The following is a 13,458-nucleotide window of genomic DNA, read 5'->3' as shown; positions in this document are numbered from 1 at the left end:
TAAAAGGGGGCGAAATGCGGCTTACATGCCCGAATTGCGGGGCGCAGTACGAGGTGCCCGATGGCGTGATCCCGGAAGCGGGGCGCGACGTGCAATGTTCCAATTGCGGCCATACCTGGTTCCAGCAGCATCCCGACGACATGGCCGGGACGCCCGGCGACCTGGACCTGCCCGAAACGGATCTGGCCGAGGCGGGGATGCAGGATATCGCCCCCGAACCGGAACCGGAGGAAGAAGCCGCCGAGGCGCCGCAACGGCGCCAGCTCGATCCGTCGATCGCCGAGGTGCTGCGCGAAGAGGCCGCACGCGAAGCGCGCGCCCGCGAAGCCGAACGCGGCGGCGGGCTGGAAAGCCAGCCCGACCTGGGCCTGGCCGAACCCGAGGACGAACCGACCCGGCGGGCGCGGCAGGCCCGCGAACGGATGGCGCGGATGCGCGGCGAAGACCCCGAGGACATTCTACCCGAATCCGTTTCCGCTGAGGAAGAATCCGCCTCGCGCCGCGACCTGCTGCCCGATATCGACGAAATCAATTCCTCGCTGCGCGCCGCGAGCGACCGCCGCCCGGCCGAGGCAGACGATCACGACACCCCCGGCAGCGCGGTCGAAGCCGCCCCCAATCCGCGCAGCGGCTTCCGCAGCGGTTTCCTTCTGGCGCTGCTGATCGCCGCCGTTCTCTGGATGGTTTACGCCTATGCCGGTCCGATTGCGGCGAAGGTCCCGGCGCTGAAACCGGTGCTGGGCAGCTATGTCACCGTTGTCGACCAGGCGCGCGGCGCGCTGGATGCCCAGGTCAAGGCGCTGCTGGTCAAGCTGGACGCGATGGGGTCCGACGCGAGCTAGCGGGCTGCGGGGGCGCGAAATCTGGCACAGATTTCGCCCCGCCGCTTTAAAGCGTGTCGAACAGCGCGCTCAGCCTGTCGGCCTCGTCCTGCGTGCCAAAGGGCGTGTTGACCACGAACATGCCCGACCCGATCATCCGGTGCCCTTCGCGCGCCGGGCCGAAATGCACCTCGTGACGCAGCGCGCCAGGCAGGTCCTTCGCCTCCAGCGCCGCCAGCATCGGCTGATGCGCCCCGCCGGTCAGGATCGGATACCACAGCGCGATCACGCCGACGTTCCATTTGCGGTGCAGCTTGGCGATGAAACCGGGCAGCGCGTCGTAATCGCTTTTCATCTCGTAGCTGGGATCGATCAGCACCAGCCCGCGGCGCGGCTCGGGCGGGGTCTGCGCCATCAGCATCTTGAACCCGTCCTGCTTCAGGCAACGCGCGCCGGTGCCCTGCATCGCCCGTTCCAGCGCCTCGAATTCGCGCGGGTGCAATTCGGCCAGGGTGATCCGGTCCTGCGGCCTGAGCAGCTGCGCCGCCAGCAAGGGCGATCCCGGATAGGAGCGCGCGCCATGCGCCGCCCGCACCTTCGCCAATGCTTCCGCATAGGGATGATCCGCGCCGAACCAGCCCAAGGCTTCCACCGCGTCAATCCCCGCCGCCGCCTCGCCGGTTTTCACCGCCTCGGCCGCGTCCAGCGCATAAAGCCCGCGCCCGGCATGGGTTTCGAAATAGCTCAGCGGCTTGTCCTTCGCCGTCATGTAGCGCAGCATCCGCGCCAGCAGCGCGTGTTTCTGCACATCCGCCAAATTTCCGGCATGATAGATATGTTGATAGGACAGCATTCCGGGACCTTCCTTTGCGCTGCTGATAAGGCCTCACACGGGGGCAAGGCAATCGGGCTTTGACCGCAAACCGGGCAGGCTTGGCAAAAAGGCGCTGATTTGACCCCCGTCGGCCTTTTCCATTTGTCCCCCTGCCCGTATAAGAGCATCTGCTTCCGGCTCGCAGAATCGCGGAAGCACTGAGGGGATAAATACCGAAGGGCAGCATCTGAATGGCATTCATCGACAAACTGCCGGGCCTGTTTTCGTCAGACATGGCGATCGACCTGGGCACGGCAAACACGCTGGTTTACGTCAAAGGCCGGGGCGTGATCCTCAGCGAACCGTCGGTGGTGGCCTATCACGTCAAGGATGGTGTGAAGAAGGTGCTGGCCGTGGGCGAGGACGCCAAGCTGATGCTGGGCCGGACGCCCGGATCGATCGAAGCGATCCGCCCGATGCGCGACGGCGTGATCGCCGATTTCGACGTCGCCGAGGAAATGATCAAGCACTTCATCCGCAAGGTGCATAAGCGCTCGACCTTCTCGAAGCCGAAAATCATCGTCTGCGTGCCGCATGGCGCAACCCCGGTTGAAAAGCGCGCGATCCGCCAGTCGGTCCTGTCCGCAGGCGCCCGCCGCGCCGGGCTGATCGCCGAACCGATCGCCGCCGCGATCGGCGCCGGCATGCCGATCACCGATCCGACCGGGTCGATGGTCGTCGATATCGGCGGCGGCACCACCGAGGTTGCGGTTCTGTCGCTGGGCGACATCGTTTACGCCCGTTCGGTCCGCGTCGGTGGCGACCGGATGGACGAGGCGATCATCAACTACCTGCGCCGCAACCAGAACCTGCTGGTCGGTGAAAGCACCGCCGAGCGGATCAAGACCACCATCGGCACCGCCCGGATGCCCGATGACGGGCGCGGCGCGTCGATGCAGATCCGCGGCCGCGACCTTCTGAACGGCGTGCCGAAGGAAACCGAAATCAGCCAAGCCCAGGTGGCCGAGGCGCTGTCCGAACCGGTGCAGCAGATTTGCGAAGCGGTGATGACCGCGCTGGAAGCCACCCCGCCGGACCTGGCCGCCGATATCGTCGACCGGGGCGTGATGCTGACCGGCGGCGGCGCGTTGCTGGGCGATCTCGACCTGGCGCTGCGTGAATCGACCGGCCTTTCGGTGTCGATCGCGGACGAGAGCCTGAACTGCGTGGCCCTCGGCACCGGCAAGGCGCTGGAATACGAAAAGCAACTGCGTCACGCGATTGACTACGACAGCTGACGCCCCCACCTTTTCCTGAAGAGGGGAAAGCTTGGCGAAAGACAGATCACAGGGCGAAGATTACCTCGGCCCCCTGAAGCGGTTGCTGACGGGGCTGGCGGTTCTGTGCCTGATCGGCATCTTCCTGGTCTGGCGCATCGACAGCCCGCGGGTGGAACGGTTCCGCGCCCAGGTGGTCGACAAGGTGGTGCCCAACTTCGACTGGGCGATGGCGCCCGTGACGGGCACGGTGAACCTGATCCGCGATTTCCAGTCCTATCAGCGCATCGTCGACCAGAACCGCGAATTGCGCCGTGAATTGCAGCAGATGAAGGCCTGGAAAGAGGCCGCTTTGCAGCTGGAACAGGAAAACGCCCGGCTTTTGGACCTCAACAACGTGCGGCTGGACCCGCGGCTGACCTACGTCACCGGCGTGGTGATGGCCGACAGCGGATCGCCGTTCCGGCAATCGGTGCTGCTGAACGTGGGCGCGCGCGATGGTATCGTCGATGGCTGGGCCACGATGGACGGGATCGGGCTGGTCGGAAGGGTTTCCGGCGTCGGGCAGAACACCTCGCGGGTGATCCTGCTGACCGATACGTCAAGCCGCATCCCGGTGGTGATCCAGCCCTCGGGCCAGCAGGCGATGATCATGGGCGACAACACCGCCGCGCCGCCGATCACCTTCCTTGAGGACCCCGACCTGGTGCGCCCGGGCGACCGGGTGGTGTCGTCGGGCGATGGCGGGGTGTTCCCGTCGGGCATCCTGGTGGGCCAGGCGGCGCAGGACCCGGACGGGCGGATGCGCGTGCGGCTGGCCGCCGACTACGAGCGGCTGGAATTCCTGCGCGTGCTGCGCAACCCGGGAACCGAGGCGATCACCGAAACCGGCGCCCTGATCATCCCCGAAGGCGCGCCCCTGGCCGCGGCCGCGGCCGAGACCGGCGCGCAGGAAGGGGCCGGTGATGAGTGAGGCGCTGACCACACGGCGATGGGGGATGCGGCTAGCCTATCTGGTGCTGGCGCTGGCGATCATCTTCTTCCAGCTGTTGCCGCTGGAAACCATGCCGCGTCGCTGGACCGGGCCGGACCTGTTGATCCTGATCACCTTCGCCTGGGCGGTGCGCCGCCCCGATTACCTGCCCGCCTTCCTGGTCGCCGCCGTCTTCCTGCTGGGCGATCTGCTGTTCCAGCGCCCGCCCGGATTGCTGGCAGCGCTGAGCCTGCTCGCCGTCGAGGCGCTGAAGCGGCGTTCGCGCGCCCTGCGCGATCAGACCTTCCCGGTGGAATGGCTGACCGTGTCGGTGATGATGATCCTGGTGATGCTGGGCAACCGCATGGTGCTGGCGGTGCTGCTGATCCCGCAAAGCCCGATGGGGCTGACCCTGATCCAGTTGATCATGACGATCATCGCCTATCCCCTGGTCGCGGTGCTGTCGCATTCGATCTTCGGGGTGCGCCGGATCGCCGCCAATGACGCCGAAGCACTGAGGAACGGGCTATGAAACGCTCGACCCGGGAAAGCGCCGACAGTTCGCGCAAGATCAGCCGCCGCGCCCTGCTGCTGGGCGGCGCTCAGATCGGTTTCGGCGGCTTGCTGGCGCTGCGCATGCGCTATCTGCAGGTCGATCAGGCCGACGAATTCCGCCTGCTGGCGGAAGAGAACCGGATCAATATCCGGCTGATCGCCCCGGCGCGCGGCGAAATCTTCGACCGACAGGGTGCGGTCATCGCCAAGAACGAACCCAGCTACCGGCTGACAATGGTGCGCGAAGATGCCGGCGACGTGGACGAGGTGATCCGCCGCCTGTCGGCGCTGGTCGAACTGGACGAAGAAGAGCTCAACCGCGCGCTGGCCGAGATGAAGCGCAGCGCGCCCTTCCTGCCGGTGACCGTCGCCGACCGTGTGAGTTGGGAAGCGATCAGCCGCGTCGCGGTCAACGCCCCGGCCCTGCCCGGCATCACCCCCGAGGTCGGTCTGTCGCGGCATTACCCGCTGGGTCCGGATTTCGCCCATGTCACCGGCTATGTCGGCCCGGTGTCGGATTACGATCTGTCCAAGATGGAAGACCCCGACCAGTTGCTGCGCATCCCCCGGTTCCAGATCGGCAAGGTCGGGATCGAGGCCAAGCTGGAAGACCAGCTGCGCGGCAAGGCCGGCGCCAAGCGGGTCGAGGTCAACGCGGCAGGCCGCGAAATGCGCGAACTCAGCCGCCGCGAAGGCCAGCCCGGCACCAACCTGCAGCTGACCCTCGATCACCGGCTGCAGAGCTATATCCAGGCCCGGCTGGGCCAGGAAAGCGCCGCGGTGGTGGTGCTGGATTGCGAGTCGGGCGATATCCTGGCCTCCGCCTCGGCGCCGTCGTTCGATCCGAACCTGTTCGTGCGCGGCATTTCGGTCGCCGATTACAAGGAACTGACCGAAAACCCCTATCGCCCGCTGGCCAACAAGACGGTGCAGGGGCTCTACCCGCCCGGGTCGACCTTCAAGATGGTCACCGCGCTGGCGGCGCTGGATGCGGGCGTGGTGACGCCGGAAGAAACCGTTTATTGCCCCGGCCATATCGAGATCGCCAACCGCCGCTTCCACTGCTGGAAACGCGCCGGTCACGGCCATGTCGATATGGAAACCTCGCTGCGCGAAAGCTGCGACGTCTATTATTACGACGTCGCGATGAAGGTCGGGATCGACAAGATTTCCGCCATGGCCGAAAAGCTGGGGCTGGGCCAGCGCTTCGACATCCCGATGTCGGCGGTGGCGCGGGGCCGGGCGCCGACCAAGGCGTGGAAACAGGAAACCTACGATCAGCAATGGCTGATCGGCGACACCGCCAACGCCGCCATCGGCCAGGGGTTCGTTCTGGCCTCGCCGCTGCAGCTGGCGGTGATGAGCGCCCGGATCGCCACCGGCCGCGCGGTGGAACCGCGGCTGATCAAGACCATCGACGGGATCGAACAGCCCATTCGCGGCGGCGAGGTTCTGGATGTCGACGCCGGGCTACTGCGCGCCGTGCGCAAGGCGATGTACGAAGTGTCCAACAACCGCCGCGGCACCGCCTATCGAAGCCGCATCATCGAAGACGCCTTCCGCATGGCGGGCAAGACCGGCACCAGCCAGGTCCGCAACATCACCGCCGCCGAACGCGCCCGCGGGGTAACCCGCAACGAAGACCTGCCCTGGGAACGGCGCGACCACGCCTTGTTCGTGAACTTCGCCCCCTACCGCAATCCGAAATACGCGGTGGCGGTGGTGGTGGAACATGGCGGCGGCGGGTCCACCGCGGCGGCCCCGATCGCGCGCGACGTCACGCTGCAGGCGCTTTATGACGGCGATCCGCCGCTCGAAGCCTATCCCACCGCCGACCGGTCCAAGGTCAAGGCGCAGCAGGAACGGCTGAAGCGCGAACGCCGCGATGTCCCCGGCAACGGGGAGGACCGCGCGTGAGCTATCTTGAATATACCGTCAAGAGCGTCCCCAGCGGGCTGCGCAAGCTGCTGTACCTGAACTGGCCGCTGGCGCTGCTGCTGACGGCGGTGGCGAGCTTCGGCTTCCTGATGCTCTATTCTGTGGCGGGCGGGTCCTTCACGCCCTGGGCCGAACCGCAGATGAAACGCTTTGCCCTGGGCATGGTGGTGATGGTGATGATCGGCATGGTGCCGATCTGGTTCTGGCGCAACATGGCCGGGGTCGCCTATCTGGGATCGCTGTTGCTGCTGCTGGTGGTGGAACTGTTCGGCACCGTCGGCATGGGCGCGCAGCGCTGGATCGACCTGGGCTTCATGCGGCTGCAGCCGTCGGAACTGGCCAAGATCACGCTGGTGATGCTGCTGGCGGCCTATTATGACTGGCTGCCCTTGAAGCGTGTGTCGCGGCCGATCTGGGTCGCGGTGCCGGTGATCCTGATCCTGCTGCCCACCTTCCTGGTGCTGAAACAGCCCGATCTGGGCACCGCGCTTCTGCTGGTCTTCGCAGGCGCGTCGATGATGTTCTTTGCCGGGGTGCATTGGGGATACTTCGCCGCGGTGATCGCCATGGGGGTGGGATTGGTCACCGCCGTGTTCCAGTCGCGCGGCACCGCCTGGCAACTCCTGAAGGATTACCAGTATCGCCGGATCGACACCTTCCTCGACCCGTCCAGCGACCCATTGGGGGCGGGGTATCACATCACCCAGTCGAAGATCGCGCTCGGGTCGGGCGGCTGGGCCGGGCGCGGATTCATGCAGGGGACGCAGTCGCGGCTGAACTTCCTGCCCGAAAAACACACCGATTTCATCTTCACCACCCTGGCCGAGGAATTCGGCTTCCTGGGCGCGTTTTCGCTGCTGTCGCTGTACCTGCTGATCATCGTCTTCTGCATTTCCTCGGCGCTGTCGAACAAGGACCGGTTCTCGTCGCTGCTGACGCTGGGCATCGCGGTGACCTTCTTCCTGTTCTTCGCGGTCAACATGTCGATGGTGATGGGAATGGCGCCGGTGGTGGGGGTGCCGCTGCCGCTGGTCAGCTATGGCGGCTCGGCGATGCTTGTGCTTCTGGCCGCTTTCGGGTTGGTTCAGAGCGCGCATATTCACAAGCCGAGGTAAAAGATGACCGTCAACGTCCTGTTCGCCCATAACGAAGCCCAGTGGGAAATCTACAAGGACCCGCTGGAACAGGCGATCAGGGCGGTCGGGGTCGACGCCGTGCTGTCGCGCGACATGCCCCCCGAGGAGGTCGATTACATCGTCTACGCGCCGTCGAGCTGGCTGCAGGATTTCACCCCCTATACCCGCGCCAAGGCGGTGCTGAACCTCTGGGCCGGGGTCGAGGCGATCACCGGCAACGAAACGCTGAAGATCCCGCTGGCGCGGATGGTCGATTTCGGTCTGAAACAGGGCATGATGGAATGGGTGACCGGCCATGTGCTGCGCCACCACCTGTATATCGATTTCTACCTGCACCATCAGGACGGCGACTGGCTGCCCAAGGTGCCGCCCCTGGCGCGCGACCGGCGGGTGACGATCCTGGGGCTGGGCGAGCTGGGCAGTGCCTGCGCTGAAGCCTTGGCGGGTTTGGGTTTCCCGGTCAGCGGCTGGAGCCGCAGCCCGAAACAGATCGACGGCATCACCTGCCATCACGGCGACGAAGGCCTGAAACAAGCGCTGAAAAAGGCCGACATCCTGGTGCTGCTGTTGCCCTTCACCGCCGCCACCGAAAACGTGCTGAACGCCGAAAGCATCGGCTGGATGCCCGAAGGCGCGGTGGTGATCAATCCCGGCCGCGGCCAGCTGATCGACGACGAGGCGCTGCTGAACGCGCTTGGCACCGGGCAGATCGGCCATGCGACGCTGGACGTGTTCCGGGTCGAACCGCTGCCCGCCGATCACCGTTACTGGGGTCATCCCAGCGTCACGGTGACCCCGCATATCGCCTCGGAAACCCGGCCCGACACCGCCTCGGAAGTGATCGCCGAAAACATCCGCCGCGGCGAGGCGGGGGAACCCTTCCTGCACCTGGTGGACCGCGACCTGGGCTATTGAGGCGCCACAAGTTGCGGCGATGGGGAGTATAACGAACCGTTGTCTTGATCAGCCACATTTTCTGAATCCTGCCAATGGGCCAAGTCAGGCATTTCAGGCCCATTGTCGGCTGTGCGGGACAAATCAGTCGTTCGCTTTCGTACGACTGGTCAGAAACGGTCATTTTCGCCGGCGACAGAAACGTATGGGTTTTGGCAAGATTAGCTATCGGTATACAGGGCTGGTGCCCGCAGCGATTATCGCGCTAAGGTTGCTGCATGAACGAGTATCACCACCTAATAAAGCAGCACGAAACAGAGGTGAACCGGCTCCATGCTGAGGTACGGGAAGCATTCGGGCGTAGCGATCAGTCAAAGCATGCACGGCGCGATTGGGAACTTGCAGCGAAGCGTTTCCGTGAGCACAAATCTGAGGTCGATTATCTCGTTGAGAGGTGCATGACTGAGGATATTGGAAATGATGGCGAGTTGCGCGCGTTCACTTTCAGCTATGTGAAATCCGACCCATATTTTTTTAGGTCTGGCTATATCTTGGAACGCTTGTTGCGGCGGATCAAAAAGCTCGACCTCTCTGAAACCGAAAAGATTCTGATCCAAGAGTTGATATTGAAGCGGATCGACACGAATGCGCTGAGAAACTTCCGCGACATGTGCCGCCTGATTCCAATGATCGAAACAGAAGGCTTCAGCAACAAAATCGCGGCACGTCTTCGGTCCGATGAACCAAGTATCCGGCACCGTGCGGAATTTGCAGCTTTGTATTTTCCAATTCGCGGCAAGGCCAGAGGCGTCGGATTCGAAATGGCATAGCCCAGCGATCGAAGGGGTCATTTCCGAAGTCTAGGTCATAAAACCTAGACAAAACCTCCCTGTTAAAAACGGTCGTTGTTGATCGGTTCGCCGTAGCGGCCGAAATCGCTAGATCTTCTTGTGCCACAAACCCTTGGCAAAATCCGGTCTGGTTTTGACAACTTTTTTTTGACCGCCCTGGCCGAGCGGTCATTCGAGCACCAGGCAGAATTGGCCAGCAATGGCTCAGTGCGGACATTTCCCGCAACCTCATCCCGTCATCTTCGGGTCCATTCTTGACGTGAAGGCCAAAGTCGTCTGACCCTCCACCTCGCGCTCAGCGCAGGATCGGCGGCTTGTCCGGGTCCGATCCGGGGGCCGCGCGGCCCAGTTCCTGCACCTCTTCGGGCTGCGGCAGGTCGAAGCGCAGGCCCCATTGCGCCAGCTTGGCCGCCAGCGGATCGCTGGCGCGCACGAAACTGACGTCGAGCGCCCCGGCCTCGATCCCCGAAAAGGTCAGCGCCTCGGACACCGCTTTGGCCAGCGCGTCCTCGGCGCCCGGCACCGCATCGACGAAGGCCAGCAGGTGATTGCGCGCGCCGCCCTCGTAGGTCGCCGCCGCTAGGTAGGCCGAATGCGCCAGTCCGGTCGCGGTGACCAGTTTGCTGTCCAGCGCTTCGAGAAGCGCCTCGGGCAAGCCGGCGGGGCGGCCGATTTCCTCGATCCGCGCCTCGGCCTCGTCGGGCGCGTGGCCCAGCGTTTCGGACAGCCAGGTCACCGCCTCGGGCGGGATCAGGATCGACGAGGGCGCGACTTCGAGGTTGACGCCCAGCCCGATGCCCTGCCCGTCCAGCAGCCCGGCGATCACCCGCCCCGACAGCGCCGCGTAAGGTGCCGGGCGGCCGACGAATTGCGCCAGCCGGTCTTCGCGGTCGAACACCAGCACGAAGGCGTGATCGGACAGCTCAAAGAGTTCCGGCGACACGTTTTCATCCACCGGTTCCTCGCTCAGAAGCAGGAACAACTCGCTATCGGCCAGCCGTTCGTAAAACCGCAGCCGCGCGGCCGCGTTGGCCTCGTCGGCTTCCATCGCCGCATGGGCGGCATCCAGTGCAGTCAGATCGCTCATCGCTTTCCCTCCGGGTTGCCTGTCGGTACCCCCGCCCCCATCTATGGGCAAGCCCCAACCGCGCCACGAATGGCCGCAGACACAAGGAAACCGCATGACGCTGGCCCGCGAAATCGCCGCCTGCCGCCTGTGTGCCGACCGGTTCGCCGCGACGGCGACCCGGCACGCGCCGCGCCCGGTGCCGTGGTTCCGGCCCTCGGCGCGGGTGCTGATCGCCGGGCAGGCGCCGGGGATGCGGGTGCATGAAGCGGGCAAGCCGTTCTTCGACCGCTCCGGCGACCGGCTGCGCGACTGGATGGGGGTGACTTCCGAGGAGTTCTACGATCTCGACCGGGTGGCCTGTGTGCCCGCGGCCTTCTGTTTCCCCGGCTACAGTGCCAAGCGCGCCGACCTGCCGCCGCCCCCCATCTGCGCCCAGACCTGGCAGGACAAGGTGATGTCGGCGCTGCCCGAGCTGCAAATCCGCATCCTTGTCGGCGCCTATGCCCATCGCAATCACCTGCGGGTAAAGACCTCGCTGACCGAAACGGTGCGCAACTGGCGCGCCTATGCGCCCGGCGTCTTCGTGCTGCCGCACCCGTCCTGGCGCAACACCGCATGGCTGCGCCGGAACCCCTGGTTCGAGGACGAATTGCTGCCCGAACTGAAACGCGCGGTCGGCGCGGTGATGGCGCCGGAACCTTCCGACGGGCGGGGCAATACCTAAGTTCTGGACCGCCGCCCCCGGCCGTCACGGCCCGCGCAGGCAGGAAATGTTTCTTCACAAAGCGGATATTGCGCCGATTTCGCGGCGCGACAGCTTGCTCACCCGGCGTAAATGGCCTAATTCTCGCGCGAAATCACGGCCAAGGATATGGAGAGCACATGTATCGCGTCTGGAACTTTCTGACCAATTACTCGCTGCTACTCATCTTCGGCGCGATCACCGCCCTGATCTGGGCCAATATCGATCCCCACAGCTATCACGCTCTCGTCCATCTCGAGCTTTGGAAGGATGCCCCGATCGGCAGCCTGCATGACGGCCACCGGACGCTGACGCTGCATTACCTGATCAATGACGTGCTGATGGCCTTCTTCTTCGCCATCGCGGCCAAGGAAGTCTGGGAAGCGATCGTGTTGAAAAACGGATCGCTGCGCGGCAAGAAGGCGGCGACGCCGCTGTTCGCCACCGCCGGCGGCATGATGGGCCCGATCGCGGTCTATCTGGGGCTGGCCTTCTTCATCTGGCCCGACACCTATACCGATGTGCAAAACGGCTGGGCGATCCCGACCGCCACCGATATCGCCTTTTCCTATCTCGTCGGCCGACTGGTCTTCGGCGCCGGTCACCCGGCGGTGCGGTTCCTGCTGCTGCTGGCGATTGCCGACGACGCGGCCGGGCTGATCATCCTGGCGATCTTCTATCCCTCGGGCGATCTGGCGCCGGAATGGCTGCTGCTGTCGCTGGGCGCGGCCGTCACGGTCTTCGTGCTGGCCAACTGGCTGCCCCGCTATCTGGACCGCGGCAACCAGGACCGCCCGACTTCGACCTGGATGCGCACGAAAGTGAGCTTCTGGCCCTATCTGATCGCCGGCTGCGCCAGCTGGTACGGGTTCCAGGAAGCGGGCATTCACCCCGCGCTTGGCCTGCTGCCGATCGTACCGACCATCCCGCATGCCGACCGCGCTTTCGGCATCTTCAGCGAGGCGGAACAATACCTGACCGACCTGCTGAACCATATCGAACACGCGCTGAAGCACCCGGTCGAAATCATCCTGTTCTTCTTCGGCCTGCTCAATGCCGGGGTGGAGTTTTCGTCGATTTCCGAACCGACCTGGCTGGTGCTGGGCGGGCTGCTGATCGGCAAACCCATCGGCATCATGATCTTCGGCATCATCGGCGCACATGTGCTGCGGCTGGGCCTGCCGCAGGGGATGCGCACGATCGACCTGCTGGTGATCGGCTGCGTCGCCGCGATCGGCTTCACCGTGTCGCTGTTCGTGGCCTCGGTCGCCTTCCCCGGCGGGCCGGTCCAGGATGCGGCGAAAATGGGCGCCCTGTTCAGCTTCGCCGCTGCCATCATTTCGGTGATCGCGGGCAAGGCGTGCCGGGTGACCAAGCAAGAGCTCTGACGCGAAAGCGGAAACAATTCGGGAAAACCGGCACCAAATGGTGCCGGTTTTTCTACATTTGGCCTTAATTTTGCCTTCACCCCCGTGGCATATCTATAGTTAAAACGCTGTCCCGCCGTTAACGAACAAGTAACGAAGATTCGAAACCAAGGCAGGCGGGGAGACAAAGAGGAGAGTCGGGGCGCGATGCTCGAATTCGAGAATGTCAGCAAGTCCTTCTGGACCGGAACACAGCACAAGGTGATCCTTGATCGCGTGTCTTTCCGCGTGGAACTGGGACAGTCGCTTGGCATTCTGGCACCGAACGGCACCGGCAAGACCACTTTGATCAACATGATGGCCGGGCTCGAAAAGCCCGACGAAGGCGCGATCCGCCGCAGCTGCCGGGTGTCTTTCCCGCTGGGTTTCATGGGCGGCGTCATCAACAAGCATTCGGCGATGGAAAACAGCCGCTACATCGCCCGGCTCTACGGGCTCGACCCCGATTATGTCGAAGCCTTCTGCCGCTGGCTGTGCGGGTTGGGCGAATATTTCGACCAGCCGCTCGGCACCTACAGTTCGGGGATGAAGGCGCGGTTTTCCTTCGCGCTGCTGCTGGCGCTGGATTTCGACATCTACCTGATCGACGAAGGCATGCCCGGATCGACCGACGTGGAATTCAACCGCAAGGCCGGTGACATCCTGCGCGAAAGGCTGCGTACCACCACGGTCGTGATCGTTTCGCACCAGCCCGCAACGCTGGAAAAATTTGCCCGTTCGGCCGCCGTTCTGATGAATGGCCAGCTGCATATGTTTGACACCTTGGAAGAGGCGAAACAGCTCTATGACTACGAAACCCAAGGCTAAGAAATTCCGCATCCGGCGCAGCACGAACCCGGCAGCCGCTTCGGCTGAACCGCGCCAGCAGGCCGCGCAGGCCGAGGCCGCGCCGCGCCCCGCCGCCCCCGGCCAGCCGACCCGCAGCTACCTGTCCGAGGTCCGGTCCCGCTCGCAGGCCGCC

General features: G+C 64.5%; 13 protein-coding genes. 11 read left to right on the top strand and 2 right to left on the bottom strand.

Translation table 11 applies throughout. From position 1 onward, the window contains the following. The first annotated feature begins 14 nt into the window (after nucleotides 1-14). The gene (locus tag GR167_RS16920) at nucleotides 15-842 is read left to right on the top strand and encodes a zinc-ribbon domain-containing protein (RefSeq protein ID WP_160974912.1); all 828 of its coding nucleotides are present in this window, start codon (nucleotides 15-17) and stop codon (nucleotides 840-842) included. A 46-nt stretch (nucleotides 843-888) separates the two neighbouring features. On the opposite strand, the gene GR167_RS16915 is transcribed toward GR167_RS16920, so the two are convergent. Continuing rightward, nucleotides 889-1,674, bottom strand: coding sequence for a 23S rRNA (adenine(2030)-N(6))-methyltransferase RlmJ (locus GR167_RS16915; RefSeq protein ID WP_160974911.1), 786 nt, complete (start codon nucleotides 1,672-1,674; stop codon nucleotides 889-891). Nucleotides 1,675-1,886: 212 nt separating this feature from the next. Between GR167_RS16915 and GR167_RS16910 the strand changes: the two genes are divergently transcribed. The 7 genes from GR167_RS16910 (at nucleotide 1,887) to GR167_RS16880 (ending at nucleotide 9,238) form a co-directional block, all read left to right on the top strand. Continuing rightward, nucleotides 1,887-2,933 (top strand): rod shape-determining protein, encoded by a 1,047-nt coding sequence (locus GR167_RS16910; protein ID WP_160974910.1) that lies wholly within the window; start codon nucleotides 1,887-1,889, stop codon nucleotides 2,931-2,933. Nucleotides 2,934-2,964: 31 nt separating this feature from the next. Next, entirely contained in the window at nucleotides 2,965-3,885 is a 921-nt protein-coding gene (gene mreC, locus GR167_RS16905; RefSeq protein WP_160974909.1) for a rod shape-determining protein MreC, read from the top strand. After that, the gene (locus GR167_RS16900; RefSeq protein WP_160974908.1) at nucleotides 3,878-4,417 is read left to right on the top strand and encodes a rod shape-determining protein MreD; all 540 of its coding nucleotides are present in this window, start codon (nucleotides 3,878-3,880) and stop codon (nucleotides 4,415-4,417) included. Before mreC ends, GR167_RS16900 begins: the two co-directional genes overlap by 8 nt. Next, nucleotides 4,414-6,357, top strand: a complete 1,944-nt coding sequence (gene mrdA / locus GR167_RS16895) for a penicillin-binding protein 2 (protein ID WP_160974907.1) — start codon at nucleotides 4,414-4,416, stop codon at nucleotides 6,355-6,357. The genes GR167_RS16900 and mrdA overlap by 4 nt, the downstream gene beginning before the upstream one ends. Then, nucleotides 6,354-7,493 carry a rod shape-determining protein RodA gene (gene rodA / locus GR167_RS16890; protein ID WP_160974906.1) on the top strand — a complete coding sequence of 380 codons (1,140 nt, stop codon included), beginning with the start codon at nucleotides 6,354-6,356 and terminating at the stop codon, nucleotides 7,491-7,493. Before mrdA ends, rodA begins: the two co-directional genes overlap by 4 nt. Before the next feature lie 3 nt (nucleotides 7,494-7,496). After that, on the top strand, nucleotides 7,497-8,429 hold the full coding sequence (locus tag GR167_RS16885) for a 2-hydroxyacid dehydrogenase (RefSeq protein ID WP_160974905.1): 933 nt from the start codon (nucleotides 7,497-7,499) through the stop codon (nucleotides 8,427-8,429). A 257-nt stretch (nucleotides 8,430-8,686) separates the two neighbouring features. Next, nucleotides 8,687-9,238, top strand: a complete 552-nt coding sequence (locus GR167_RS16880) for a hypothetical protein (protein WP_160974904.1) — start codon at nucleotides 8,687-8,689, stop codon at nucleotides 9,236-9,238. A 316-nt stretch (nucleotides 9,239-9,554) separates the two neighbouring features. Here the strand turns inward: GR167_RS16880 and GR167_RS16875 are convergent, their stop codons facing one another. Beyond that, nucleotides 9,555-10,346 carry an enhanced serine sensitivity protein SseB C-terminal domain-containing protein gene (locus GR167_RS16875; RefSeq protein ID WP_160974903.1) on the bottom strand — a complete coding sequence of 264 codons (792 nt, stop codon included), beginning with the start codon at nucleotides 10,344-10,346 and terminating at the stop codon, nucleotides 9,555-9,557. A gap of 94 nt (nucleotides 10,347-10,440) precedes the next feature. On the opposite strand from GR167_RS16875, the gene GR167_RS16870 reads away from it, so the two are divergent. The 3 genes from GR167_RS16870 to GR167_RS16860 all read left to right on the top strand — a co-directional run bounded on the left by GR167_RS16870 (nucleotide 10,441) and on the right by GR167_RS16860 (nucleotide 13,304). After that, nucleotides 10,441-11,052, top strand: coding sequence for a uracil-DNA glycosylase family protein (locus tag GR167_RS16870; RefSeq protein WP_160974902.1), 612 nt, complete (start codon nucleotides 10,441-10,443; stop codon nucleotides 11,050-11,052). Between the two features lie 158 nt (nucleotides 11,053-11,210). After that, complete coding sequence (locus GR167_RS16865) at nucleotides 11,211-12,458, top strand: Na+/H+ antiporter NhaA (protein ID WP_160974901.1); 1,248 nt, start codon at nucleotides 11,211-11,213, stop codon at nucleotides 12,456-12,458. Nucleotides 12,459-12,644: 186 nt separating this feature from the next. Next, entirely contained in the window at nucleotides 12,645-13,304 is a 660-nt protein-coding gene (locus tag GR167_RS16860; RefSeq protein WP_160974900.1) for an ABC transporter ATP-binding protein, read from the top strand. Nucleotides 13,305-13,458 lie beyond the last annotated feature (154 nt).

The organism is Thalassovita mangrovi, assembly GCF_009857745.1.
Taxonomy (GTDB): domain Bacteria; phylum Pseudomonadota; class Alphaproteobacteria; order Rhodobacterales; family Rhodobacteraceae; genus Thalassobius; species Thalassobius mangrovi.
This window is presented reverse-complemented; position numbering and strand designations above follow the sequence as displayed.

What these genes read in the sequence shown, in the direction of transcription:
- GR167_RS16865 (WP_160974901.1), top strand. Translation starts at nt 11,211, where the DNA reads ATGTATCGCGTCTGGAACTTTCTGACCAATTACTCGCTGCTACTCATC.
- GR167_RS16880 (WP_160974904.1), top strand. Translation starts at nt 8,687, where the DNA reads ATGAACGAGTATCACCACCTAATAAAGCAGCACGAAACAGAGGTGAAC.
- GR167_RS16870 (WP_160974902.1), top strand. Translation starts at nt 10,441, where the DNA reads ATGACGCTGGCCCGCGAAATCGCCGCCTGCCGCCTGTGTGCCGACCGG.
- GR167_RS16920 (WP_160974912.1), top strand. Translation starts at nt 15, where the DNA reads ATGCGGCTTACATGCCCGAATTGCGGGGCGCAGTACGAGGTGCCCGAT.
- GR167_RS16915 (WP_160974911.1), bottom strand. Translation starts at nt 1,674, where the DNA reads ATGCTGTCCTATCAACATATCTATCATGCCGGAAATTTGGCGGATGTG.
- GR167_RS16900 (WP_160974908.1), top strand. Translation starts at nt 3,878, where the DNA reads ATGAGTGAGGCGCTGACCACACGGCGATGGGGGATGCGGCTAGCCTAT.
- GR167_RS16875 (WP_160974903.1), bottom strand. Translation starts at nt 10,346, where the DNA reads ATGAGCGATCTGACTGCACTGGATGCCGCCCATGCGGCGATGGAAGCC.
- GR167_RS16910 (WP_160974910.1), top strand. Translation starts at nt 1,887, where the DNA reads ATGGCATTCATCGACAAACTGCCGGGCCTGTTTTCGTCAGACATGGCG.
- GR167_RS16860 (WP_160974900.1), top strand. Translation starts at nt 12,645, where the DNA reads ATGCTCGAATTCGAGAATGTCAGCAAGTCCTTCTGGACCGGAACACAG.
- mrdA (WP_160974907.1), top strand. Translation starts at nt 4,414, where the DNA reads ATGAAACGCTCGACCCGGGAAAGCGCCGACAGTTCGCGCAAGATCAGC.
- GR167_RS16885 (WP_160974905.1), top strand. Translation starts at nt 7,497, where the DNA reads ATGACCGTCAACGTCCTGTTCGCCCATAACGAAGCCCAGTGGGAAATC.